Below are 26,743 nucleotides of genomic sequence, written 5' to 3' on the forward strand. Positions count from 1 at the left end.
TTTTGTATCTGTTACCAATGACTAACCAAAGTTTTCACTTGGCTATGTGATTACAAAGAATCTAACGAGTGAAGACCCAATACTGACTAAACAAATAGTTGGTGACCATGCCCACCAAGATTCCAGCGGCCATTGCGATAAACACCGCCCCAGTAAATACAGGAAGAAATTCCGTCATCAGCTTAAAGCACAACAAATTAGGTATCGCCGATATCGATGCGGAAAACATAAACTTTTGCCACTGAATCAGCTTCTCAGACCAATTCCCCTGCCCTTTGAAATCGAAAGTCAGCACTCGATTACCAAACCATGTTGTCGTTGCGGCTACCACGAAGGCTCCAACTCGAGCACTCATCAAGGGCAGTCCAACAACGTAATACAGCAGCGCAAACACCGAGCAATCAACAACAAACCCACCAACGCCGACCACAGCAAACCTCACCATCTTGTGGTGAGACTGTAGTCTCTGACTGTGTACTTGAAGCTTATTATTGAACATTCTTAGCCTTGAGTTAACGCTGAACATCACTTTCACTTCGAATATGACTCAACGACAAATTTGGTTTAATGTTTTGGCTATGACAACTGAATAAAGCACGCTTTATTTTTACTGTCGGCTCTAGAATACACGTTAATGCGTTGTCTTTAATCTTGGTTTCCACCTCAGATCTTTTTCCAATCAGATAGAACTTATCAATACCATCTAGCTGCTCGATATCGGTAAGTTTTTTCGCTTGCCCGTGGCTGTAAAATTGCCCAGAGAACGGTCGTTTACCAACATAAAAACTTGGCGATGAATCGGTGATCTGTTCAAAGATGATACGGTCACTCTTCTCGTTCGCTTTACCTAAGTTCAGGTAAACCATCGCTATCATCAGCAACACTGGCAGAACTAAAGCCACGCTCGAGAACCACTTCTTATCTTTTTCCACCACAAGTATAGCAACCAATAAACCAAGGGCTGGAATGCCCGGCAACACGTAAGCAGGAAGAATATTGCCCGCCATAGTGAAAAGAATCAGAGGTGAAATCAACCAACAGACAAGAAATGAAAACAACCCACTATTTTCGGCGTTAATTTCCGCAATTTTCTTACGACGAGCGAAAGTTAAAACAGGCAATACAATCGACCAAGGAGCAGCGGCTTGGATCCAGAATATCCAGATCATACCTCTCGCTTGGTCATGTGCAGAACCGTAAAGGTCCCCTTCCCAACCACTCACTACGAAACGCTTAAAGTGTTCGCCAACAATAAAGTAATCAATAAAGCCCGGTGTCGCCATTTCTGCCATGATGTACCAAGGCAAGGCAATCGCCAGCATCACACCTAATCCAGACAACAGTGGAAAGCGTTGCCATAACACTTTAAAAGCACCAAAGAAGCCATGTTGTAATACTAACCAAGGAAAAACTGCGATACCCATGATCACAATCGCTACTGGCCCTTTTGCAAGTAAGCCTAATGCCAAGCCAATAAAGCCGACGTAGCCCCAGTATCTATTGGTCTTCGCATTCCCTTCTCCTTTCCAACCCTCTCCTCCTAACCAACATAGATAAAAACCCAGCATGGCAATAGTCATCGCTAGCGTCAGCGCGATGTCTGTCATCACCGCACCCGCAGCGATAGAGAAAATTCCGCATGTCGCCAACACAACGGCTGCGACTAAAGCGCTTTGTCCTGTTCGTTTCGCCATGTAAGCGGTTAATAAAATCGTTGCGACTCCCGCTAACCAATGTGGTGCACGAACGGCAAATTCACTCAAACCAAACAACTCAATACCGACAGCACTCATCCATGTAAACAATGGTGGCTTGCCCCAAAAAGGAATGCCGTAATCGAACTGAGGTGTTAACCAATTCCCAGTTTCCACCATCAAGCGAGCCATTTCTCCATAGCGCGCTTCCGTAGTATCCATTAAAGGGTACGTCGCTAGAGATAAGAGCCTTAGAACCAATGCAAAAGCCAACAAATACCATAGGTGCGTTCGGTTCAGGCTCATGCTGACTCCTCTAATTTAAAATGTGTTTTTAATGCCGGTGTATCGACGACCGATTGGATCAAATACAAAGGACGGTTCTTGGTTTCAATGAAAATACGACCTATGTATTCCCCCATTAAACCAATACTCAGAAGTTGAATGCCGCCAAGGGCAAGTTGAACAACCATCATTGACGGGTAACCCGTGATAGGCTCACCAAACATCATGGTTTTGAACACGATGAAGACGCCATACACGAAAGCAGTAACTGCCACTAAACCACCAACAGCCGTCGCAATACGCAGTGGGCGGATAGAGAATGATGTGATGCCATCCATCGCCAATCCGATAAGCTTCAGGTAGTTCCATTTTGTCTCGCCACAGAAGCGAGCGTCGCGCTTAAACTGAATCGTTGCTTGTCTAAAACCCGGCCATGAAAAAATGCCTTTCATGTAACGGTTACGTTCTGGAAGCTGATTGATATGGTCGACAACTTCTCGGCTTAACAGTCGGAAGTCACCCACATTCTCAGGAACATCAATCTTCGCAGCCACGTTCATGACTTTATAAAAGCACGCTGCTGAAAACTTCTTAAACCATGTTTCACCGTCGCGCTGGCTACGCTGCATATTGACTACGTCATAACCTTCACGCCACTTGGCAACCATTTGCGGGATAAGCTCAGGTGGATCTTGTAAGTCAGCGTCTAGCAAGATCACTGCCTGTCCTCGACAATGCTCTAGGCCAGCACTCATCGCAGACTCTTTACCAAAGTTACGGCTTAAACCAATCACCGAGATTGAACTATTGATCGAGGTGAATGAACTCACCAAATCCAAGCTGTTGTCTTTGCTGCCATCGTCGACATAAACAATCTCGCTCGTAATCGGTAAGCTATCGAGAACCTTAGTGAGGCGAGAGTGAAACTCTTCCAACACCTCTTGTTCATCGTAGAAAGGCACAATGATAGACAGAGATACCGCAGGGTTAATCTGCGATGTAGATATCTTAGGGCGGCTAATATGAAGTTCAGACATAATACGTTCTTCTATTTTTTAATCTGAACCCAATCTACCCCCTCATAAGTGAAAGTTATGTCATTGACATATTTTTCACGCTCACTCAGGATAATATTACCGTCTATTTCTGTATGAGAATCAAAATGAAACGAGTTCTATTAGTCGAAGATAACCGTGAAATTGCAGGTGTTTTATTTGATTATTTTGAGTGTATTGGCATGGAACTCGACTACGCGGACAACGGCGAACTTGGCCTTCAGCTCGCAATGGAAAACTCATTTGATATCATAATATTAGACCTAATGCTGCCACGAATGGACGGCCTAACGGTTTGTAATAAACTGCGAGATCAAGGCAATGCAACGCCCATTCTGATGCTTACCGCACTAGATAGCCGAGATGATATGTTAAAAGGGTTTGAGCACGGTGCCGATGACTATCTAACTAAGCCTTTCGATTTGGATATTCTAGAAGCGAGAATGAACGCGCTTGTTCGCCGTTATCGCGGCAAAGTGGCGTCTTCTAAACTTCAATTTGACACTCTAACCATTGATCAAAAAACCCGCAAAGCCTATCGTCAAGACAAACTGCTCGCACTTAACCCAACCACTTACACCATACTTGAGATGCTTTGCCAAAATGCACCTGAAGTGGTTACTCGCGAAGATATTTCCTACAAATTATGGGAAGAAGACGAACCCAACAACGATGTATTACGTAGCCACATCTATCAACTGCGTAATCAACTCGACAAACCTTTTGACACCCCAATGTTGATTACCGTACCTAAAGTTGGATTCCGTTTGGAGCCATCGAATTGATCTTAAATGTTCTCACAAGCACCAAAACCTTAACTGGCCGCTTAGCGCTTTTCTTTGGGTTAATGGCCGTGATCGTATCTGCATTCGTCTATGTCGTTTTTGTTGCCGCGCTTTACATGTCAGAAGATCGGGTCGGTGAAAGACGTATCCTGATTGACCGAAATTATGCGGTAAGGTTATTTCAAGCAGGAGAAAGTGGTGAGTTAAGGATAGATGATCTGACAATCGCCTATAACGATCCTTCATTCATTCCTGCCAAATATTACAAGTTTATTAAAGATAAAGAGAGCTTCATTGGTGAAGTCGGCGAAGAGCCAGAATCTCGTATGGTGTATGTGGGAGAATACACTGACGAAGGAGAAAACTTTCCAATTATCTTGCTTTCCGAGATAGACCTTGTTGAGTTTGATGTTTCTGAACTCATGTACGCAACCACCTTTGTACTCACACTGCTTTCTATCTTGATTTTTGGCTTCGGAGCGTTGCTCTATCGCCTGTCTAAGAGACTGATTGAGCCCTTCAACTCTCTTTCTGAACAGCTTGAGTCGAATAAGCTCAACCTCAATGAAGAGTTTGGTGTGAGCGATGATGCGGCAGTTGAGTTTCGTCAGTTAACAGACCAACTCAATCAATACCGTAGAGATATCAACTCCTTGCTCAAGCGCGAACAAGCATTTGCTCGCTATTCAAGCCATGAGCTAAGAACCCCACTAACGGTCGCTCGTGGTGCGAATAAATTACTTTTAAGAAGCGAAACCACGGAATTTCAATCTCGCCAGGTTGAACGTATTGATGAAGCTATTGTTCAGATGTCAGAGATGGTCGACGCTCTGCTCGGTTTAGTCCGTTATGAGAGAGACAGTGACGACGCACCTCTGCGCTTGTTTAGCCAGCAAGAGCTAGAAGCCATCATTTCCAAGAACTCATTACAAGCGGATGAAAAGGAAATCAAGATATCCTTACACGTTCAATCAGAGCCAACTATTCAAGCCACCAGCGCAATAATGAATATGTTGATCGGCAACTTGTTGAGGAACGCCATTGCAGCGACTAATAGTGGCACTGTCACTATTAACCTGTCCCAAGAAAGTATCGTAATAGAAGACCAAGGCGAAGGCCTTCAGGAGCAATACAACCCGAATGGTCATGGATTAGGTTTATTGATTGTCGATGACTTGTGCCAACGCTTCCATTGGGGCTTTGAATTAGTCAACCGCAGTTCTGGTGGGTGCACTGCAAAAATCAGCTTGCAAACCGGTTCAACGTCACCAATTTTCGAGCGAATAAACTCGTAACGCAGAGCTCAATATCCAATGAAAACTTGATTTAGTTGGTTTACAGCACTCGCTCGCTACTAGATACTTACTAATCCTATTTGATATAAAAATGCTGGCTCTTTAGTCAGCATTTTATCTAAGTGCGATGAAACTAAATAATAGCCCTGTAACTCAGCATCAATACAATGAGCACACCTTTTTCTTAAAGCGTGACGATCAACTTCACTCCCACTTTTGTGGCAATAAAGCCCGAAAATTCATGAAGCTACTCGAAGACGAGCACCCAAACGTCACTACTTTAATCAGCTACGGTTCTGCGCAAGCTAATTCTCTGTTCTCGCTCGCTGCACTTGCTAAAATTAAAGGCTGGACGCTTGAATTTTATGTCGACCACCTTCCTCAATGGCTACAAGAACGCCCGCTAGGTAACTACCGTGGCGCTATCGATCTTGGGGCTAAGGTTATTTCAGTCAAAGAAACAGGCTCTGAGCTTCATCCACAAGAGTATATTGAGCAACTAAGACAGCCAGACTCTCAGTGCATTGTGTTACCGGAAGGTGGACGTTCTCAGCTTTCTGAATACGGTGTGAAACAACTGGCGATGGAAATACTCAGCTGGACTCGCTTCGAAAACAAACACGATTTCGTCGTTGCACTACCAGCAGGCACCGGCAGCACCGCACTGTATCTACATAAGCATTTAAAAGTGCATAACATCCCAGTTTTAACCTGTGCGTGTGTGGGTGGCAGTGAATACTTAACACAGCAATTCAATGAACTTGGTGAAACCGATCACCCGCAGATCTTACCGCTCAAAACCAAGCACCACTTTGGTAAGCTGTATCAACAGGACTATCAAACTTGGTTGGATCTACAAGAACAAACTGACATTGAATTCGATCTGCTCTATGACCCATTAATGTGGCAATGCCTACAACAATGGCAAGAAGACAACCCAACCAAAACCATCATCTATATCCATCAAGGTGGCATATTAGGTAATGAATCGATGTTGCCACGCTATCAACGGAAATATCCAGATATGAGCATCAACAGCACCGAGGCATCTTGGTAGTCACCAACTCAGTTTCTCAGATCTAACTAGAGAAGCCTCAGTAATGCGCTAGTTTAAAATATCATCATTGAGTGGTCGCTACATTCTCTCGCGGTGGCCACTTTTGACACTTCTATTCTCCATCTCAGCCTAGAGCTAGAACTTCAAATCAGACAAAGGAATCTGGCGAGAATCATCGCGTTATCTATACTTTGGATTGGAACGTCACTGTCATCGAAAGGAATAACGCATGCGAAAACTCACTATGCTAAGCCTGCTTTCAGTTTTACTGCCCTTCTCTGCAATGTCAGGAGAAAACGTTATTTACCAAGTTGACGGTATGGACTACGAAGGTTATTGGAGTGAAGCCAGTGACCAAGCGCCTTTGGTGCTGCTAATACACGATTGGGATGGCTTAACCGATTACGAAAAAAAACGTTCTGAGATGCTCAACGAGCTAGGTTACAACGTGTTCGCCATCGACCTATTTGGTAAAGGCATCCGCCCGACCGAAGTGAAAGACAAAAAACAACACACAGGCGAGTTGTATAAAGACAGAGAAAAAATGCGTGCACTACTTAATGCGGGAGCGATGGAAGCCAAACGACTTGGTGGTAACTTAGATAACAACGTGATGATGGGTTACTGTTTTGGTGGCGCAGCCGTTTTAGAAGCCGCTCGTGCGGGCATCCCATCGAAAGCTTATGTCACCTTCCATGGCGGTTTATCGACACCTAAAGGACAAGACTACTCTGAGACAAAAGCTCCGGTTGTCGTGTTCCATGGCACAGCAGATTCTATGATTACAATGGAAGATTTTGGCAGCCTTGCCGCTCAGCTTGAAACAACCAAGGTTCCGCATGAAATGATCACCTACAGTGGTGCGCCACATGCCTTTACCGTATTCGGCTCAAACAACTATCAACAAGAAGCAGACCAAAAATCCTGGGAACGCTTTACTCAGTTGTTAAGTTCGGTATCTCGTTAACGTTCAATCTAGGTAACAGCTCAACGGCAGCCTGTTACCTAATTCGTACTAATTATTAGCGAGTATTTCTTTAAATTTGGCGTCCGTCACTCAAAAAGAAAGCGCTTTCTTGTAGTGTATCTCTATTATCAATTAAGCACTCTGAATCTGATATGCTTTTTTAACTGTGAGAAATTATGAAATATTTAGCAATACTACCAGCGGTATTCGCACTAAGCGCCTGTTCAACAGTGACAGAGTCACCGGTTAGCTACCACAAAACTTCTCCGGGGCTTGAGTCACTACAAAACAACGAAAACTGCTGCGAAAGCCTGAGTACCATTCAATATCAAAGTGTTACGAATCCAGAAGAAACATCTGTTTCGATCACCACAGCCAGCCCTAAGATCGAGTTCAAATCTGGCCGATCCTTTGCTCGAGGGCTAAAGCTTCCTACAACACTAGATGCTATTCGTTTTTCAATGACTTCAAATGCTAATTATTCAGCATTCGTTCCGTCACTTTTGGTCTTAGACAAAAATTACCAGCCGCTAGATGTCATTGGCAATGAAAGTATTAAGTACCAACCACTTAGCCTGCTTGATGGTGCACAATATGGCGCACAAATAGAACTGCAAGAACGTTACTTAAACGGCGAGGCTCCTGCTTACTTAGTCGTATTCACAACCAGCGAAGCACTCGCGGAAACAACTCCTGTCGAAAAACCAAGTGATATGGCAATACGTTCTGGCGATATCCAGGCAAACATCGCTCACAATACGGACTACGCAATCCCCCACGCTGCAATCGGGAAAGTCTCCTTTGATTTTGAATTCACAGCAGTAACCACTGTTGTTGAAGAACAAAATCGTCAAAAGCGAGTTCAACAAATTATTCCTAAAGCAACCGCAATAAAGTCTGATCTATTAACGGAGAACCCCTTAAACCAGAAAGAGGTTTATAGCACTCTTATTGAAAACTCAGTTTCATCGGGAGACTTCAGCGCAGCACTGACTTACGTTGAAGAATCTGAACGACTAGGAATTGAAGGGATGCGAAACACCTTTGTTGACGCGATGAAACAATATCAAAAAGCACAATAACCTATCCTAAAAGCAGTCGTTTATTTTCCTCTTATTCCACATCCATTTTTGGTGAATGAGAATTCAATAAACGACTGCTACTTCTGAACTCTACTCGGGTATAAACGTGAATTCTAATTGCTCTAATTCTAAGCCTAATTTGATGAATTCAATATCCAACGAATAAAAGCCTTTATCAAGCTTAACGGACAGCCCCTCAACCGAAACTGTCTCGCCATTAGTACCATTCACTGATAGAGACATCGCATACACTTTATTGAGACTCAAACTACACGCAGATTGAGCCAAAGTACCGCTATCGTAGTTAACAATACCTGAACATCGATACACACCAGCATGCTTAACGTCCAAAATAATGCTCCGGTTTTCTTGGGTATTAAGTGGTAATACTATTACACGTTGCTCAGTAGTAAGCTGACAAAAATCACCATCAATCTTGTCCTGATACCTGTCTGAATTTTTCGTCGAGTCAAAGCTCTTAATCGGATCAAATGCAACTAAAGGTCTATCCATTGCCGGAGATTCCATGATAAAGCGGCAAATATTGATCGCGCTTCTTTGCAACTCACCTAAGCTCAACGTTCCGTTTTCAAGCGCCTGTAACGTATCGTCATTCGACACGTTATTTTCCGCACCATCATGCTCAACAACCATATACAGATCATTTTGAGAACGAAGCATAAAGGATGTGTAACTTCGACTTTCAGAACCACCTTTGATTGGGTCATTCATTTTTGCCCACCAGTCCGTCATCACGATCCCCTTATAACCCCACTCCCCACGAAGAATCGTGGTATTGAGGTCGTAATTGGATGCAGCCCAGTGACCATTAATAGGATTATAAGAGGTCATAACACTCGAAGCTCCTCCTTGCTTTACCGCTATTTCAAAAGGCCTTAGATGAATCTCACGGAGCGCTCGCTGAGAAACCACACTATCAACATCAAATCGTCCAGTTTCTTGGTCGTTTGCAACCAAATGCTTGATAGTACCGGACACGCCTGCAGATCTAAGCCCAGAAACCTGAGACGCCGCCATAGCTCCGGTCAAAAGAGGATCCTCAGAAAAATACTCGAAGTTTCGCCCGTTCAAAGGGTGACGATGAATGTTAATCCCAGGGCCAAGCAATGTATCAATATGATTGACTTGCATCTCTTTCCCTACTAAATGAAACAGTTGTTCATTCAGTTCTGTATTCCATGTGCAGCCCAATAGCGTGCCAATCGGGACTTGTGATGCTTTGTGTCCACTATCCATTCGGATACCCGATGGGCCATCAGCAGCCGCAACAATAGGGATACCTAAATCAAACAAGCTTGGTGATACGCCACCAAAAGCCGCAGCCGTGCCAGGGGTTACCTTGGGGCTGCACATACCTTCCCCACGAACAATTGTCGCTAACTGCTTTACAGTCATTTGCGAGATAAACTCGTCAATATCCGCCTGTCCCTGCTTCACATCAAGCAACTTGATCCCCTTATCGTCACTAAAAGGAATCGAAGCAGGGAGTTCACTGAGGATACGGTCGCTCAAATCTACGCTTCGTAGTGGTACAGATTCATAGTCGCAACTGTAAACCCCATTTTGCCCTATCTCTTTTGGAACGAGTCTTTTAAAAGCGGTGACGGGTGCCAGAGCTTCCGTTAGTTGCTCAACAACTATTAGCTCATCAACTGTTATGCTTTCGTCAACCAGCCTTGCTTGTCGAACGCTGCCTCCCAAATAAAACTGATATTCCCCGGCTTCAAGCACATAGCTATTTGGGTGGCCCGTCTTACCACTATCATCAAATGACGCTAACGAAGATAGAAGAAATGAAACCTTCACACGTGCTGTTTCGTTTGGAGCCAAAGTGGGTGTTTTTGCAAATCCTGTAAGTGCTCTAGATGGCTTCCCCAGCTGACCTGGAGGCGATTCAACATATAATTGAACAACATCCTTGCCACTGTATTGGTCGCCTATGTTTTTAACTTCAATATCAAACACCAACTCTTGTTCAGAGCCGCAACCAAGAATCGCTAGCGCATTTAATTGATTGGAAAAGCGGGTGTAGGACAGCCCAAAACCAAATTCAAATTGAACAGCTTTAGGGTTGAAAGTTTCAAAATACCGATACCCGACATAGACATCTTCTTGATATAAATTCCGGTCTTTATTTCCAAAATTCGAGCTCGAAGGGTAATCAGATAAAGAGTGCGCAATAGTGTCGGTCAAACGTCCACTTGGGCTAACATCACCAGATAAGACATCCGCAAGAGCATGCCCACCTTCCATACCTGCGGCCCAACTATACAGAACAGCCTTAATCGCAGCAGCACCTTTAAGTGAACTTGTCCATGACATATCGATAATGTTGGTCACGTTCAGTATCACAATGACATCATCAAAATGTTCTGTCACTTTCTCCAACATTTGTATTTCGAGCGCGGTTAAATTGTAACTGCCTTGCTGCTGTGCATTATCTTGATCTTCACCCGCCGTTCGACCGATAAAAATAATGGCTTTGTTAGATTTGGCGGCGGCATCCATCACAACAGAAGCTGAAAGAGGCATTTCATCTTGAAACCAAGGTTCTGCTGCCCAACCACCACCGCCGTCATTGAACGGGTTGTCCTTGATCCAACGTTGGTATACCGCCACCAAACTGAGATTAAGATTGATGTTTGGATTCTCATACAAGCCATGTAATGCATTAACGGAATAAGGTACATTCACCGCTCCACCAGATCCAGTGCCACTTCGGTAGGTATCAATCTGACAGCGACCAAAAAGAGACACCGTATCACGAGTCTGCAATGGCAATATTGAATCGCTATTTTTTAGTAGCACAATGCCCTCAGCAGCCGCTTGTCGACTTATTGGGGCAAGCTTCTTCTGTGCTTCGAGAATTTCCACAGTATTCATTTTGAGCCCTACTATTTTTTACTTAGAGCAAAAATTTGACCTCTCGCTCTAAAAGTTAATATTGTCTTTGTTCAAAAAATAGTAATCTTAACTACGGCGTGTAACTACCAAATAAGCGACAGAAATAGGTAAAATAGCGACATGAAAACCAAGTTTAAACTCCAAAGTCATCAGAGATATCCCCAGATAAAATTTGCCTATGTTGATGGTCATCACGATTTCGACTTTGACGTACATAGCCATGACTTTTCTGAACTTTTCTTAGTTGTGAGTGGCAGTGGAAAGCATGCGGTAGCTAGCCACACTTACCCTTTAAGTACAGGAGATGTATTTGTTATTAATGGGGATATTGAACATGGATTTTGTGAAGTAAATAAACTGAAGATTGTAAACTTGATGTTTGATACGGCATTGCCTTTTTTTGAGGTTCCTTCAATGCGTCAAATGCCAGGCTATCAAGCACTTTTCAAGGTAGAACCGATTGCTCGACAAGCATCTGAATATCAAGCAAAGCTTACGTTATCACTTTCTCAGTTGAAACGAATCAATGGACTTCTACAACAAATCAAATCGGAATACGACAATGCAGAACAGGGGTTTGAAATCATATTGACAAGCACAATGCAGCAACTTGCGATAGAACTTGCTCGGCGATATCAAGAACAGACCCATAGCTTACCAAAAACAACCCTAGCATTGAGCCGTGCTCTCGCACATATTGACCGTCATTACAAAGAAGTGGGATTAGATACAGAAACCATTGCGCAAGCGGCGTATATCAGCAAGCGGCAACTAGAAAGGTTATTCAGGCAGTTTTTAAATACATCCCCAAACCAATACGTCAAAGACCTTCAAATTCGACACTCGGCAACCTTATTGTTAAACGACAACAAAAGCATCCAACACATTGCTGAGTCTTGCGGCTTTTCTGACAGCAACTATTTCTCCAAGTGTTTTAAGGCCCAAAATGGATGCAGCCCTCGCGAATTTAGAAAGCAAAATTCTTCCCATAGAACTGAGTTTTGAGTATTAAAAGACTAAATGCACAGGCATAAAAAAACCGCCTCTCTCGAAGCGGTTGATGAGCAGCCTTTGGCAAGGAATTACTGAGATAGACTCAAAACATAAGCGACTCATAGCAATAAAAATGAATCTCTATGTGCTGCTAGGATAGAGCTCAACTATTGCAATAAATAGGATATCGAGAACCTTGCCCGCCCTAAAGGCAAGGCCGTCATACCACTCCCCCGGTATGCTCGATATCACTTAAGACCCGAAGGTAAAAGATTCTACCACCACATGTCAGCTTGAATACCGACAACAAAGTCACCCTCTTTACCCGTGCCGTCTTGCATTTCACCATCAAGGTAAGATGCCATGAAGCGAATTTCTGGAGATGGACCGAAGCCAGAGTGCACAACTAGAGTCGGTGCTACTGTTAGCTTGTAATCATAAGAATTCTTTGACTCACCATTACGGTCTTCGTAGTTGTACATGTAACCAGCTTCGGTAGCGATAAAGAAGTTTTCTGAAATTGGGAACGTTGGTCGCACCATTGCTGATACCCAGCCGTCTGTGTCGCCATTGTCAAAATCGTTGTACTGGGTTTGAAGAGAGTGGAAAATATTCACACCATTTTCGAAGAAGTAACCACCCCACACTAAAGCACGTAGTGATACATCGTCTTCATCAACAGCTTTGAGACATGATGTTCCACATCCTTGATGTTCAGTTATCAACCAACTTTGATAATCACTTCCAGGCTTGTACGTGTTGTAAGTTGTAAGTGTACCGCCTAAAAGATTACCCGAACCTAAACCTTTACCAGCTTGTGCTATGTACTTAGTAAAACCTTTATCCGACAAACCAAAGAACGACTCAGTGTGAACGATAGCTGTCATTTCATAACCATTCTCAGCGAATGCTTCTAAGCCATCACCTTTGGTTAAATCAACCATGTTATCTGGCATATACTTAGCCATAGCGTGAAGTTCAACACTGCCAAAGTTCACGCCAGCATGGAGTGCATGCATGATGTTGTTACTGTCGCCCCAGAAACTTGTATCTCCAGAGTCATCGCTAGCAATATAAGCAAAGTCCCACTTATTACCACCTAGCTCAACACCTTCAATACCAACACCAGTACCCGACATATCCGTGTAGAAAAAGTCGGTCATAAAGATGTAATTATCTTTACCATAAAAGCGCTTACCACCCCATACAACACCGGTTTCAGATACACCTTCAAACTCGACAAAAGTTTCTGCCATACCAATTTCGCTGTTGGCTGCATCGGCATTGGCACCAAGTTGGTTTGTTGCATACGAATCGTTGTTTGCAGCCGCACGGGTCTTGATTCGAATTTTCTGACCACCGTCATTCTCAAAATTTTTCTGCAGCGCAACTTCAAAGTGGTTATCCGATTCAACACCCAATCGACCTAAACGCTCTTTAGATGCTGGGAACTTTGCACGTTTAAAATCATCATTTTCACTGAATAGAACACCAGCACGGAAATAACCGTGAAATTCAAATCCATCCGATTTTTCGGCATGTACAGCAGGTGCAGTAGACAAGCCAGCAGTAGCGACTAAACAAGCAAGGGTAAGCTTAGAAAGTTTCATAATAACTCCATGTTCCAAATTATACTTTCAAAAAGAAAGCGCTTTCTTTATTTTTCTTAAAAAAACCAATCGAACAGATTTAAAGAAGATCAAATCTAAGCCCACATTCACTATGCACTCTTAACCTTATTGGCTTTAACCGCTCAGTTGGTATGGAAAGAGTATAAATCGATATCGTGAATATAAACCGTGATCAACCCCACCAAAGAAAGCGCTTTCTTATGCGTGAGTCACAAAAATAGAGATGTTAAGTATTTTGTTTGAACAATCATGGAACCAAGTAAAATGTCACTATTCACATATTAAGGACGAATTGCTCCGTTCAATCACTCAGAGCCTGTTTCGGAATACATCGTCGATTGCCTTCCTCAAATAATCGTCGAAATAAAAAAGGGAACATACATTGTATGTTCCCTTTATATTCAGAATTTTATTCACCCCCTTAGTTAAGAGGCTTACTTTTCAAATCGAATATTGTCTAATTTAAAACTCATTTGTCCTTGAGGCTCAAACACTAAAAGGTTGGTGATCATTGTTGGATCAGCCTGATTCCCACCAGCAAAACGGTTGTCTCTCTTTAAAATGTCAGCTATTGGAATACGTACCGTCTTCCATTCATTCATTGCTGATAGCGGCACGGTATAGTCACTTGTTTTCGGCCAGCCGCTGTCCATCTTAACCAGTAGTTCGACCCCGTCGGCCATACTCTCAACTTTCAAATCAAAGACCAGTTCACCCGTTTCTTGCCAATGTGTCACATCCGTTACAGGAGAACGAAAATAGATATTTCCTGATCCTTCATTCTTATTCACTTGTAGCACTATTCCACGATCTGGTTCGATCACTTCTTGATAGTCAACAATATCCAATGGGTCATAACTTGCATAAGCCAAGCTTGCGTTAAGAGTTTCGGTAAAAACCTCTAACGTTGGCCCATCAGCATAACTATCATCGGTTGCTAAGATCTCTGGAGCTTCGTGCCCTATTACTTGTATTGCGTGTTCAGAGCGGCTTGCACACCCTTTTCCTTTCCAACGATCAACCTTGCAACGGTATACCTTTACTGAATCAACTAACATTGTTTTCGGAAACAAACCTTCGTCGATGCCTTTATCATTTGCGTTTGCTGACCACGCTCCACCGACAGCTAAGTTCAATAACAAATGAAACTTTTCATCAAACGGAGCTGCTCCACTCGCATTAATGAGTTTCCCTTCTTCCGCTTCATATTGGCTGTACCAGCCCTCTTGAGTTTGAGTCGCGTAATGAATATTGTCTACATACCAACGAATTTCACCTTCTTCCCACTCAATCGCGTATGTATGGAAGCCCTCAGTAGGGTTCACACCGTTTGGCAATGTCGCGGCTTGCCCTTTATAAACATTGTCTGGCCAATTTCGTCCGTAATGTAACGTCCCGTAAACTCGGCTCTCTAGTTCATCATTTTTCGCTCCCGCCGCATCTGAAAGCGTGTTTAGGTTAACCGCTTCCATAATATCGATTTCGCCAGAAGCTGCCCATGTGCCATATTTATTGTCAGTTGGCAGCATCCAAATTGCGGGCCATGAACCTTGTCCACCAGGTAACTTTGCTCTGATTTCATAACGGCCATATTTGGTGTCACGCTTGTCTTTTGTGCTCAGCCTCGCAGAAGTATAAGGGAGTGTCTTAGTTGCTCCGCCAATCGTACCTTCGGCATTGTCAGGCCCAGTATGACTTTGCTTCAGCGCGACAATGTGTAAAAAGCCATCTTTAACAAATGCGTTATCAGGATCATCCGTGTAGCACTGTTGTTCATTGTTCCCACCTCCCCAACAGTTCGCTTCTAATGACCAATTACGTTTATTTATTTGCTCGCCTTCAAACTGGTCTTCCCATACCAATTGCCAGTCTGGACTTAAAGTAACTGGAGCATGGGATAGCACGATCGGTTTTTCAGTTTGAGCTAAGTCAGCACTTTCGGATACCGGCAGCTCTATCGCCGTGCAGCCAGACATCAAAGCGGCAGAAATAAAAGACGTTAATATCTTTACCTGATTGGTTAGATCTTGCATTACAACTCCTTGTATCACGACTTTCTATGCAGGCGACACGTAATATCGGAACCCATAAAAGAAAGTCGATTAGTGAATAACTCCCCGAGCATGGACCCAATATGCCATGCGCGACTTTTTCAAAATGAGTATATAAAAGTGCATAGTTCAAAAAAGAGACAACGCTCACCTTAAGAAAGCGCTTTCTTGTTGGGTTTCACATTTTGCTAAACTTCATTGCGGTTTATATAGATTCCCAAGAATCTTAATGACCTGATTATCAGCGATAACACCTAGTAGCCCTTTATCCTCAGACTTCTATTTTATCTAGTTCATAATTAAGATCAGAAAAACAGATTCACTTTCACTACAACGGCAAAGAAAGCGCTTGCTTGATATTTAATCGAGTCTATGAAAATATTCGTTACCTTACTTTGTATGCTTAACCTTCAAATTTAGCGTTAAGCAGTTCAGAGTTTTTAAATATTAATCATTGGATTACTAGGCTCTTATTGATCACGAAGGTAATATAGCTTAGTTCACTCCTTGTAGAGATAAGGCCACTACCATTGATCACCATTAAAGAAGTATCTGAACTTGCTCAAGTTTCTCAATCAACTGTCTCACGAGCATTAAATGGTCACCCTACGGTAAAGGAAGCCAATCGCGAAAAAGTATTCAAAGCTATTGAGCAACTGGGCTACAAGCCTAATGCTTTTGCACAAGCTCTTGCCTCCAGCCGTTCAAATAGCATTGGCATGCTAGTTGGCTCGCTTGATGGGCCTTTCTATGGGCCATTAATGCATACCGCTGAAGATACCGTTCGCCAAAATAATATTCACTTAATCGTTACAAGTGGCCAGGAATCACGAACCAAAGAGCTCGATTCTATCCAGTTTTTGCAATCTAAACTTGTGGATGGCCTCATTGTTCACTCAGATAAGCTCAGTGATGACGAACTGATTAAAATCGCGAAAGACAGTGAAACAATGATTGTTCTCAACCGTTTTATTCCTGAGATTTCTGATCGCTGTATTTACATTGATAATGAGCTTGGTGGCTACCTTGCAACGAAGCACTTACTTGAAAATGGGCATAAAAAAATCGCTTGTATCACAGGCCAGTTGAGTAAAGTTGATAGTAGAGATCGCTTTCAAGGATATCGAAATGCCTTGTTAGAGTACGGTGTCGAGTACAACGCTGGGCTGTTTGTAGAGGGGCGTTTTGATCATCAAGGCAACCATGATGCTGCGCGACGCTTGTTAGACCGAGACCCTGAGATCACCGCGATTTTCTGTCAAAATGACAACATCGCGCTTGCTGTATATGACGTAGCAGCGGAGCGAAACCTCATTATTGGGCGAGACCTTTCGGTCGTAGGCTTCGATAACGATACTCATAGCCAGCATATTCGTCCTCGCTTATCGACGGTCGACTTTCCTGTCCATGAGATGGGAGAAGAAGCTGCAAAAGGTGTTTTATCGTTAATTAATAAACGCGACTACCCATTGAAGCACAAACTAACACCGACATTGATTGTAAGAGAGTCTGTAGCTAAGCTTTGATTTTTGTATATCAAACACCCCATTTTTTATACTTAAAAGAAAGGCTCTAAGTATTCACTTAGAGCCTTTTTATTTCACTTTAAATTAGAATAACTGGTGCTTTGACAACACGACGACGACTTTCTCAATGAGACCACTACGAGAAAAGAGCTGTGAAGCCATTTCATGATTTAGCGTTAACGATGCAAATACCTCACTTGTTCCGTCTTTAAACTGAACTTCAATACCCTGTGTTGGCTCATCATTGAGTTGGTAGATAAATGGCACCTGACAGTAAGTAAAAGCCAGTTGCCCAGCCTGAACAATAAAGCTCTGCATTTGCCCTTCAATATTTTGGCAGTCAAAAGTCGCCGCTTTTTGTAAGAACTCTTTAGGACTAAGAAGTGAAGGGTTAATTACAATTGTGCCATCAACAACCTCTAGACCTAGCTCTCCAAAACGGGTAATCACTTCTTCCTTAACTTGCCCTGTCATCCCTGGCTGCTGTGCTCCAGAGTGCTTTGGCGTATGAGAATACGGATCCGTCGGAAACGCACCGTAGTTTTCTGGCGTTTTGTTGAAACCAATACCAGCTCTCACTTTGTAATAGTAATCCGCTAATTTAAGAGTTTCTTGGCTATTGGAATCCATACTCCAAGCATGCTGATAGTTTTCTTGCACTGCTAGCAGCAACTTAGAAACCATATGCCAGTAGATACAACCTAAACCCTCATAACCAAACATAGTTCCCGAACGCCCAGTAAAGGCTTTATGGTTGAATACACGCTCATACAAACTAGATATATGACAAAATTCATCATCATTAATTGACGGGTAATCGGCTTTAATTTCATCAATCGCAGCCTGAAGGAAACCTTTGTTTTCAAAACTTGAATTGAAGTGGTAAGAACCTTTGCTGTCTTGGTTTACTAATCTAGTATCTTTAGCAAGATTCATCATGCGTAACAATTTGCTCTGCTCGATGTCTTTAGCGTCTAAACAGTTTTTGTCCATAAAAGAAGCCAGCTCACGGTCAGGGTAAAGCATGAAGCTATTTTGATCAGCACGATACATGTCACTGGCAAACAACTTATCCAACAACTCAACCGCTTGTTTAGGTGATAATAGACCCGAGCTCAATACTGCAACCTGCCCTTCTAGCATCGGGTAAAGCTCTTCAACCATTAAGCTCTCACCAGAACAGCTCAAGATGTTATACGCATTGTATAAACCGTCTTCACGCAAGTTGTTTGTAATCGTAGAATCTAGGACTTTTAAGCTCGCGCCCATCAATTGAACAATCGCTTCTTTCTCAACTTTGGTTTTCCCTGAGAATCCATTTACTCGGTAAACACGCTCACGATAGTTAGCAGCAGATTTAGCCAGCTTAGTCAGCATTGCTTTACGAGTTTGACGAGTTACCGTATCTTGACGAATCTCTGTATTTGCCTCTGAAACAATCTGTGTAACAGAAGACATCCACTCAAACACTTCTTTGGAAATACTGTATGAAGATGGTGACTTCTCTAACAGGCGCTGCATAAAGGCAACATAGCGACGCATGTAGTACAAGGTTACCATTGACAGACCGTTGCCAACGATAGCGTTGTTTGCATCATTCCATTCTGGACGTTGTGTATTCAGCCAAATACCACCATCAAGCACTAAGTTACTCAATTTTGCCAACAAAGGTACGAGTATCTTCTCCATTAAGTTGACCATATAAACTTCTTGGTCACCCGTCATCAACAAGCGACCGTCACTGCCTAAGCTCTTGACACGTTGCTCTGTCAATTCCTGAAGGTCTTGGTTGAACTCTACGGTATCTTTAGGGTTGTCAAAGAGACCTTTAACTCCACAAAGCTCGTAAGGCACATTGGCATAACTAAAAATGTCACTTTCTAGTAATTCGATAAGGTCGCTTTGCTCAAATTTGTCTGCCAACTCAAGGAATTTTAATAGATAGATGATTTGATGATCGCCCCAGTAACCAATGTTACTCCAAGGATCATCCGCCTCTAACAGTTCCCAATCTACACCATCTTTAGTAATTCGATACGGATTGTAACCATCCACCGTTGAAGCATTAACAAACTTAGAGATGAATGATTTGATGAACCCTGGATAACTAAGAGCCATCGCTTCCCAGTTTTGGAAAATATCACGCCAGTTGCCTTGATAAGAAAGTAAGCGTTCGCCATTTTCATCTTTGAGCTTAATCTCATAGTGGTTCCAAGGGCGACTAGGGTCACCATGACGACGTCCAAAAGTAAGCGGTAGATACTCGTAGCTCAATCGAACTAATTGAGAATCTCCTGTCGCTTTGGCGCGCGAAACTAATTCGGAATGGCTGAAAACATCCCCTAACTGATCAAAAAAGTCCTGATGGCGGCCTGCTACCTGAGAGTTGGCCTTTTCCATAGTTTTAACTACGTCAGCCTTTTCTAACATATAGCCGTTTTCAAACACGCCACCACGCATGTTATTGAACAACACATTGGCATAATGGTGAACGCTGGTATTTTCTTCGGCTGTTATTTGCCACGCATCCGCGCCAGACATCAATGTGATCAATTCATTTTGATTATCTGCAATGCTCTTTTCTAAAGCTAGTGCTAGGTTAGCAGGAACAGAGAGCTCAGATTGAAGCTGACAGATATCGGAATGAGTCTTGTCTATATCAGCGACAATCGACCAAACTTTGGTTTGATGTGCTCGCAGCGTTAATGTCTTGTGGACTAAATAGCTGCCTCTGATCCCTTTAGTCAAAGGCTCACTGTCAATCGGTCGCCCTTTTCTAAATGCATTCACTTGAGTGCTAGTCAGTAAAATTTGACTAGTTTCTGTTTCTAAACTGAAGACTGTCGTCGCCAGCAAAGATTCAGCAGGATCCGCTCTATCACTCAATTTGGCATACATGCTGAATAGTGCTAATGAACTACCATCAACTTGCTCATTCCACTTGTAAGCATCAACTAATGCGCTTCTTGTTTGAAGAGCTGATAACGGAGCACCTGAAGGAAGTATATTTTGTAAGCCATCTAGTGCTTCGACTTTACGCTCGAAGCTCGCTAAGTTGGTCAGTTTTGAACGACGAATAAAGCCGTATTTTTCACTCGTATTCCAGCTGTATTGGAACTGTAATTGCAAAGTATGGTTTATCTCTTCAAATACGATTTTGTCTCCAATCGTATTTTTATAAAGATTGCGCTCAACATTAAAAATACCATCATGGAATGTATTAAACGGTTCCCAAAGTACAACCTTGTCGCCATGTTCAATACGGAAGATGGATTTTGAGCCGGTGTTTTCCGCATTTTCATGAATATGGTCAACAGACTTGTAAGGAAAAAGCGCATTTTCCGGACGAATGCGTCCAGCTGAAAGGCTGCCTGTTGATGAAATAAATAACCAGTGATCGCTCGACGATACAACGCTAATAAAGAATGGCGTCATTTGGTCAACATTAGAGATTTGGTAGTAACGCTCACCATCTAAATCAACGAACTTGCCATCGACCTCTGGTGTTGAGTTGTAGTCTTGTTTCATATCGAAATTCCAAAAAATTCTTACACTTAAATTTTGAAAGCGCTTTCTTTTGCGTTTCAAAAAGGATTTAAAGTTTACAAATGATGACAACGAGCAAAATGCTCTTCTGCAATTTGAGTCGGTTCTGGTATTGATTGTGTGCAAAGTTTGTCAGCTTTCAGACAACGGCTTGCGAACGGGCAGCCTACGCTACTTGGCTTCCAAGAAGGGATATCGCCTTTTTTCACATTCATGTCACGCTTGCCCGATTTACCGACCTCTGGCACTGCTGACAACAACAACTGAGAATACGGATGTTGCGGGTTCTGAGTAACGTTGTCGCTATTGCCCCATTCGACCATATGTCCTACATACATCACCGCAGTTTTCTCAGCAAAATAACGCGCCGTCGCAATGTCATGAGTGATGTACATGAACGAAATACCGTGCTTATCTTTCAAGTCAGCCATTAGGTTTAGGATTCCTAATCGCACAGACACATCAAGCATAGAGATAGGTTCATCAGCTAGGATAACTTCCGGGCTAACAGCAATTGCACGGGCAATTGCAACACGCTGTCGTTGTCCACCACTTAGTTCATGCGGGTACTTCTCTGCGGTCTCTTTAACTGGTGTAAGCCCAACCATTTCAAGCAATTCATAAACAAGGTTCGGAATCGCTTCTTTTTCTGCTCGTTTATGGATAAGTAATGGTCGCGCAATATGGTGGTAAATCGTGTGTACAGGATTCAGCGAGCCAAACGGGTCTTGAAAAATCATTTGCACTTGGCGTGCATATTCAAGCTCACCATATTTTTCAATATAGTCAGACAGAGGTTCGCCTTTGAATTCGATATCACCAGCCGTCTTATCATAAATTCGGGTAAGAATTCGAGCTCCTGTGCTTTTCCCTGAGCCAGATTCGCCAACAATCGCTAATGCTTCTCCTTTACGAAGATCAAATGAAACATCATTTACGGCTCGCATCATATTGCTTTTGACTGACTGGCCAAGTGGGAAATCTTTTACCAAATTCTTAACTGATAAGATAACTTCGCTTTTATCAACGTTCTTTAAAGTATTCATAATCTTTCGCTCAAACTAGGTGACAAGATACGTGATGCCCGGTCGCAATAGCGCCCAAACGAGGCTCACTTTTAATACACATTGAAATGCATTCGCCACATCGCTCTTGGAAGTTACATCCTTGAGGTGTATCCAAAAGGTTGACAGGATTCCCAGGGATCCCGTAGAGACGTTCTTTTGGCCCATGAATAGTCGGAAATGAAGAGATAAGCCCTTTTGTATAAGGATGCTTAGGTTCACTAAATACCGTTTTCGCATCACCTAATTCGATAAGGTTACCCGCATACATCACGCCAATTCGATCAGCAATTTCGCCCATTAGGCTTAAGTCGTGACTAATAAACAGAATAGAGAATCCAAACTTACTCTTCAGCTCATACAGTTCATTCAAGATTTCACGTTCAACCACTACATCAAGTGCCGTTGTTGGCTCATCCATGATGATCAGTTTAGGTTCCAGCGCCAAAGCAATCGCAATAACAACTCGCTGACGCATCCCTCCACTCAGTTGATGGGGAAAGCTCGACATTCTATCGCCATGAATCCCAACCGTTCCTAATAGCTCGACCGCACGATCGTGAGCCTGTTTATAAGGTATTTTTCTGTGCGCTAGAATAACGTCCGTTAGCTGCTCACCGATGGTAATAACGGGATTAAGTGAATTCATTGCGCTTTGAAAAACAATAGAAACGTCATTCCAACGGAAGTCACGTAACTGCTTGTTATTCATTTTTAAAACATCCTGCCCTTTGTAGAGTATTTCACCCTCAGAGATAAGCGCTGGTGCTTTATGTAAGCGTGATATAGCAAAAGCCAATGTACTCTTACCGCAACCAGATTCACCGGCAATACCGAGCGTTTCACCGGGCGCAATGGAAATACTAACGTTATTAACGGCTCTTGCTACGCCATTAGGAGAAACGTAATCAACACACAGGTTATTAATTTCTAATAGATTGCTCATTATAGGCCTCGGCGTTTATCTGCTTCTTTTTTAAGTTTGTGCCACAGTTTGATGTGTGGGCCCGTACGTAATTTAGGGTTGCTCACTTGGTCAATAGACATGTTAATCAATGCGAGTCCACCACCAGTAATCGCTAACGCTAGTGCAGGCACCAGCATTTCCCACCATGCACCGGTATACAACGATGAAGAGGTCTGTGCCCAATACAACATAGATCCCCAACTCACTTCTGTTGCATCACCTAAACCTAAAATACCTAGACCAGCTTCGGAGCCCATTGCGTAGATAACCGTGCCTAGGAAGCCACCAAAAACAATCGAAACTAAGTTTGGTAAGATCTCGACTAAAATAATGCGGATTTTTGATTCCCCCATCACCTCTGCAGAAATGATGAACTCTTTGCTTCTAATTGCCATGGTCTGTGCACGAATCACCCTAGCCCCCCAAGGCCAGGAGGTTATCCCTAACAACACGGTAATAACCAGCGAACCGACCTGCCCTAAGAATGCGGCGAGAACAATCAGCAAGGGCAATTGTGGAAACACAAGAAATACGTTAGTAATGAAGTTCAAGCGTTCATCGACTTTTCCACCAAAGTAACCAGATGAAACCCCAACTAGCACTGCTATTGTCATGGCTATTACGCCCGCAGAGATCGCAACAGTAAGCGACTTTCTTGCTCCAAATAGAACCTGGCTATATACATCACGTCCGCTACGAGTCGTGCCCATAATATGCTCAGAGCTTGGTGCAACATGTGGACGTGCTACGCGCTTTTCTGGGTTATGAGTCGATAATACAGGTGCAAATAACGCCCCAGCTAAGACAATCGTAAGTAAAAAAGTACCTATAATGGCCGGAGGGTTACCGTAGAAAAATGCGTAAGCTTTACCGAGAGTTTTCTTTACGTTTTTCCACGACCATTTTGGCTCACGTACTGGCATATTCGGCTGGTTAGCGGTTTTTTGAGTGTCCATTAAATTATCCATCATGCGCCTCAATTCGAGATTCTAGGGTCAAGCCAGACATATAGGAGGTCGGCAATAAAGTTAGCGGTTAGTACCGCTGTCACCAAGATAAGAAGAATGGCTTGGATAAGTGGGTAATCACGAGCAACGATGCCTTTAAGAAGGATGTTCCCCAAGCCTTGGTAGTTAAAAACCACTTCGGTCATGATTGAACCTGCGAATGAGAATCCGATTGCCATTGCAATAGCGGTCGCAACAGGAAGGATGGCATTTCGACCAGCATAGCGAGACATAACACGATAACTACTCAAGCCTTTGGCCTCAGCCATCGTTACGTAATCCTCACCCAACACGTTGATCATCGCATTACGCATATTGAAGACCCATGTTGCGATACCAACCAAGACCATTGAGCCCATAGGTAACACAGCGTGTTTGGCCACACTGAAAATAAACTCCCATGTAAAACCTGGCTCTAGCGATGGGTCATAGGTGTATGCCAAAGGCAATAGTTCAAGTTTTAAACCGAAGAAATAGAACAACAGTAACGCGGTCACGATGTACGGGAAATTACTAATAAATGCCAAAACTGGCGGAACAATTTGTCCAAACAGCCCTTCACGTCGATACGATGCATACGTACCAATACTGACACCAATGATGAGAGCGACAATCAGCGAACCAAGCGCGAGAAACATAGTCCACGGCAGTGCCATAGCAAGGACATCTGAGACACTTACAGGAAACATAAGTACTGATGGCCCCAAATCCAGAGTAAATACGCTTTTCATATAAGCGAAGTACTGTTCGAAAACATTGCCATCAACAAAACCGTACATTTCTCGAACAGCATCCATTTGAGCAGGATCCATTCGACCTTGAGCTGCAGCGAAAAGAGCATCAACAGGGTCACCTGGCATTAGGCGAGGCAACATGAAATTAAACGAGATAGCGATTAAGAAAGCGGTAAAATAGAAGCCAAATCGGCGAATTAAAAACGACATAAAAATCTTTTAACCTAGGGGCTACAACCTAAGCTGTAGCCCTCTCAAAAATAACTTACTTAAGGTGTAGATTGTTGAGAATAATTACTCTCTTACCACCGTCGTACCATACTGGCTGTACGTACGGGTCTTTTTCACTTGGCCAACCAACAATATGTTTAGTACTGTATTGGAACCAAGTTGGGTTAGAGAATAGAGGAATAAAGGGAAGGTTTTCAGCCGTAAACTCTTGAAGTTCACTCAACACCTTCTCTTGCTGCTCAGCATCACCAATTTTGCCAAAGCTATCGATCAATGCGTCGATCTCTGGTGAATTAACACCGTGACCAGCATGCCAAGTTTTCCCGATACGAGACGTTGAGAAGTACTCTTGGTACGCCAAGATTGGGTTTGTCGCTACCATTGACCAGTTAATTGACATGGTATATTTGCTTTCTTTCAAATTACTGTCATATACCGCCCAATCCACGGTCTTAACGTTTGCTTTCACACCCACTTCTTCAAAGTATTCAGATACCATCTGAACCACTTGGATCCAGTCGGTCCAACCGTTTACAACCTCAATATCAAACTCAACCGTTTCCCCGTTTGCTTTGTCGCGGAATCCATCACCGTTTTTGTCGACTAAGCCCGCTTCATCAAGTAAAGCGTTTGCTCTTTCAACATCGTACTTAGTTAGATAGCCATATTTCTTAGATACATTTTTATCAATGTGCGTTTCGTATAGCTCACCGATGCCACCAACATTGAAGTTTGCGGTCGGATAACCATAGGCAGCAATATCAACGATGGTTTCACGATCAAGTGCCATAGAAAGTGCTTGGCGTACTCTTAAGTCATCAAATGGCGCTTCTTTGGTATTTACGTAAAGGTGGATCGCATCATTCGCTGGATACCAAAAATGGTTATTTTCTTTATCCATATCGACAAATGTTGACTCAACGTCAGCAATAAAATTTGAACCCCAATCAATCTCACCTTTGATTAAAGCAGGTTGGATCTGAGAGTTGTCATTGTAAGAACGGAAGTTGATGCAATCTAAGTAAGGTCTATTTTCTAAATAGTAATTCGGGTTTCGGCACAACTCCATCTGTTGCGGTTTAATGTATTTAACCGTCGTCATTGGGCCGCTACCTACCGGATTAAGGTTGGTAAACGTTGTCAACTCTTCAACTTTCGACCAAATATGCTTTGGTACAATATGGTAACGCTCTAAGTTCCAAGCAAATGTAGAATCCGCTTCCGTCAGCTCAAACACGACGGTTCGCGCGTCAATAGATTTGATTTCTTTTAAGTTACCTGAAGACCAAATACCTTTCTGGTCAAAAGCTGGTGCCTCTTTAGTCAACATAAAGCTAAAAACAACGTCGTCTGCAGTTAACTTTGAACCATCAGACCACTTCAAATTCTCTCGTAACTTAAGCGTCAATGTTTTCAGGTCAGTTGAATACTCAACCGACTCAGCCAGGCGATAATCAACATCACCAGTCATGTTGTTGAATACGACCAATGGCTCAAACATTACCCCATGCAGCAAGTCTTTAGTTGTATAAGGGTTAAAGTTTTCAACAAAGCCAGTATTGATAATTGGCACCGTTAGTGTACCACCCTGCTTAACTTCATCTGCTTGTACAGAGGCTCCGAATAAAGCTCCAATGGCGAGCGAAGCAATCAATGTCTTTTTGTGCATCACGTTGTCCTTTTAATGATAATAACCAGAAAGAAAGCGCTTTCTTTTAACTTTAAAAAAAGGGGGGGGTTTTCGTATTCACTATCGGTTACTCGCATCAAGAAACCGCTTTCTTTAGATGGATAATAAGCAGATAGAATGATTCTTCAACTTACATTTCGGTGAAACGAACCATAGAT

General features: G+C 43.0%; 19 protein-coding genes. 7 read left to right on the plus strand and 12 right to left on the minus strand.

Annotated elements, in window-relative coordinates; genetic code table 11:
* Positions 1–61: 61 nt before the first annotated feature.
* The 3 genes from ATB74_RS10395 to ATB74_RS10405 are packed head-to-tail and all read right to left on the minus strand — an operon-like array spanning position 62 to position 3,016.
* A complete protein-coding gene (locus ATB74_RS10395; protein WP_061018395.1) occupies positions 62–526 on the minus strand; it encodes a GtrA family protein in 465 nt (154 codons plus the stop codon).
* The gene (locus ATB74_RS10400) at positions 513–2,000 is read right to left on the minus strand and encodes an ArnT family glycosyltransferase (protein ID WP_061018397.1); all 1,488 of its coding nucleotides are present in this window, start codon (positions 1,998–2,000) and stop codon (positions 513–515) included. Before ATB74_RS10400 ends, ATB74_RS10395 begins: the two co-directional genes overlap by 14 nt.
* Positions 1,997–3,016 (minus strand): glycosyltransferase family 2 protein, encoded by a 1,020-nt coding sequence (locus ATB74_RS10405; RefSeq protein WP_061018399.1) that lies wholly within the window; start codon positions 3,014–3,016, stop codon positions 1,997–1,999. Before ATB74_RS10405 ends, ATB74_RS10400 begins: the two co-directional genes overlap by 4 nt.
* A gap of 125 nt (positions 3,017–3,141) precedes the next feature.
* Between ATB74_RS10405 and ATB74_RS10410 the strand changes: the two genes are divergently transcribed.
* The 5 genes from ATB74_RS10410 (at position 3,142) to ATB74_RS10430 (ending at position 8,220) form a co-directional block, all read left to right on the plus strand.
* A complete protein-coding gene (locus ATB74_RS10410) occupies positions 3,142–3,819 on the plus strand; it encodes a response regulator transcription factor (RefSeq protein WP_061018401.1) in 678 nt (225 codons plus the stop codon).
* Positions 3,816–5,114, plus strand: coding sequence for a sensor histidine kinase (locus ATB74_RS10415; RefSeq protein ID WP_061018403.1), 1,299 nt, complete (start codon positions 3,816–3,818; stop codon positions 5,112–5,114). Before ATB74_RS10410 ends, ATB74_RS10415 begins: the two co-directional genes overlap by 4 nt.
* A gap of 127 nt (positions 5,115–5,241) precedes the next feature.
* Positions 5,242–6,171: a pyridoxal-phosphate dependent enzyme gene (locus tag ATB74_RS10420; RefSeq protein WP_061018405.1), complete on the plus strand. Its 930-nt coding sequence runs from the start codon at positions 5,242–5,244 to the stop codon at positions 6,169–6,171.
* Positions 6,172–6,400: 229 nt separating this feature from the next.
* Complete coding sequence (locus ATB74_RS10425) at positions 6,401–7,138, plus strand: dienelactone hydrolase family protein (RefSeq protein WP_060982390.1); 738 nt, start codon at positions 6,401–6,403, stop codon at positions 7,136–7,138.
* A gap of 176 nt (positions 7,139–7,314) precedes the next feature.
* On the plus strand, positions 7,315–8,220 hold the full coding sequence (locus tag ATB74_RS10430) for a MalM family protein (RefSeq protein ID WP_061018406.1): 906 nt from the start codon (positions 7,315–7,317) through the stop codon (positions 8,218–8,220).
* A gap of 90 nt (positions 8,221–8,310) precedes the next feature.
* Here the strand turns inward: ATB74_RS10430 and ATB74_RS10435 are convergent, their stop codons facing one another.
* On the minus strand, positions 8,311–11,124 hold the full coding sequence (locus ATB74_RS10435; protein ID WP_061018408.1) for a glycoside hydrolase family 3 protein: 2,814 nt from the start codon (positions 11,122–11,124) through the stop codon (positions 8,311–8,313).
* 141 nt (positions 11,125–11,265) lie between these two features.
* On the opposite strand from ATB74_RS10435, the gene ATB74_RS10440 reads away from it, so the two are divergent.
* On the plus strand, positions 11,266–12,150 hold the full coding sequence (locus ATB74_RS10440) for a helix-turn-helix domain-containing protein (RefSeq protein WP_061018410.1): 885 nt from the start codon (positions 11,266–11,268) through the stop codon (positions 12,148–12,150).
* Positions 12,151–12,413: 263 nt separating this feature from the next.
* Here the strand turns inward: ATB74_RS10440 and ATB74_RS10445 are convergent, their stop codons facing one another.
* Both ATB74_RS10445 and ATB74_RS10450 read right to left on the minus strand, forming a co-directional pair.
* Positions 12,414–13,748 (minus strand): carbohydrate porin, encoded by a 1,335-nt coding sequence (locus tag ATB74_RS10445; protein WP_061018413.1) that lies wholly within the window; start codon positions 13,746–13,748, stop codon positions 12,414–12,416.
* A 455-nt stretch (positions 13,749–14,203) separates the two neighbouring features.
* On the minus strand, positions 14,204–15,802 hold the full coding sequence (locus ATB74_RS10450) for a glycoside hydrolase family 16 protein (protein WP_061018414.1): 1,599 nt from the start codon (positions 15,800–15,802) through the stop codon (positions 14,204–14,206).
* A gap of 548 nt (positions 15,803–16,350) precedes the next feature.
* Here ATB74_RS10450 and ATB74_RS10455 point away from each other — a divergent pair.
* Entirely contained in the window at positions 16,351–17,346 is a 996-nt protein-coding gene (locus ATB74_RS10455; protein ID WP_061018416.1) for a LacI family DNA-binding transcriptional regulator, read from the plus strand.
* Positions 17,347–17,430: 84 nt separating this feature from the next.
* Here the strand turns inward: ATB74_RS10455 and ATB74_RS10460 are convergent, their stop codons facing one another.
* The 6 genes from ATB74_RS10460 to ATB74_RS10485 form a co-directional block, all read right to left on the minus strand.
* Positions 17,431–20,874, minus strand: a complete 3,444-nt coding sequence (locus ATB74_RS10460; RefSeq protein ID WP_061018418.1) for a hypothetical protein — start codon at positions 20,872–20,874, stop codon at positions 17,431–17,433.
* 74 nt (positions 20,875–20,948) lie between these two features.
* The gene (locus tag ATB74_RS10465; protein WP_061018419.1) at positions 20,949–21,938 is read right to left on the minus strand and encodes an ABC transporter ATP-binding protein; all 990 of its coding nucleotides are present in this window, start codon (positions 21,936–21,938) and stop codon (positions 20,949–20,951) included.
* A 10-nt stretch (positions 21,939–21,948) separates the two neighbouring features.
* The gene (locus ATB74_RS10470) at positions 21,949–22,902 is read right to left on the minus strand and encodes an ABC transporter ATP-binding protein (protein ID WP_061018421.1); all 954 of its coding nucleotides are present in this window, start codon (positions 22,900–22,902) and stop codon (positions 21,949–21,951) included.
* Positions 22,902–23,879, minus strand: coding sequence for an ABC transporter permease (locus tag ATB74_RS10475; protein ID WP_019821070.1), 978 nt, complete (start codon positions 23,877–23,879; stop codon positions 22,902–22,904). Before ATB74_RS10475 ends, ATB74_RS10470 begins: the two co-directional genes overlap by 1 nt.
* A gap of 20 nt (positions 23,880–23,899) precedes the next feature.
* Positions 23,900–24,874 carry an ABC transporter permease gene (locus tag ATB74_RS10480; RefSeq protein ID WP_061018422.1) on the minus strand — a complete coding sequence of 325 codons (975 nt, stop codon included), beginning with the start codon at positions 24,872–24,874 and terminating at the stop codon, positions 23,900–23,902.
* Positions 24,875–24,929: 55 nt separating this feature from the next.
* Entirely contained in the window at positions 24,930–26,564 is a 1,635-nt protein-coding gene (locus tag ATB74_RS10485; protein WP_050651497.1) for an ABC transporter substrate-binding protein, read from the minus strand.
* Positions 26,565–26,743 lie beyond the last annotated feature (179 nt).

The sequence above is a fragment of the Vibrio splendidus genome (genome assembly GCF_001557875.1).
GTDB lineage: Bacteria > Pseudomonadota > Gammaproteobacteria > Enterobacterales > Vibrionaceae > Vibrio > Vibrio splendidus_F.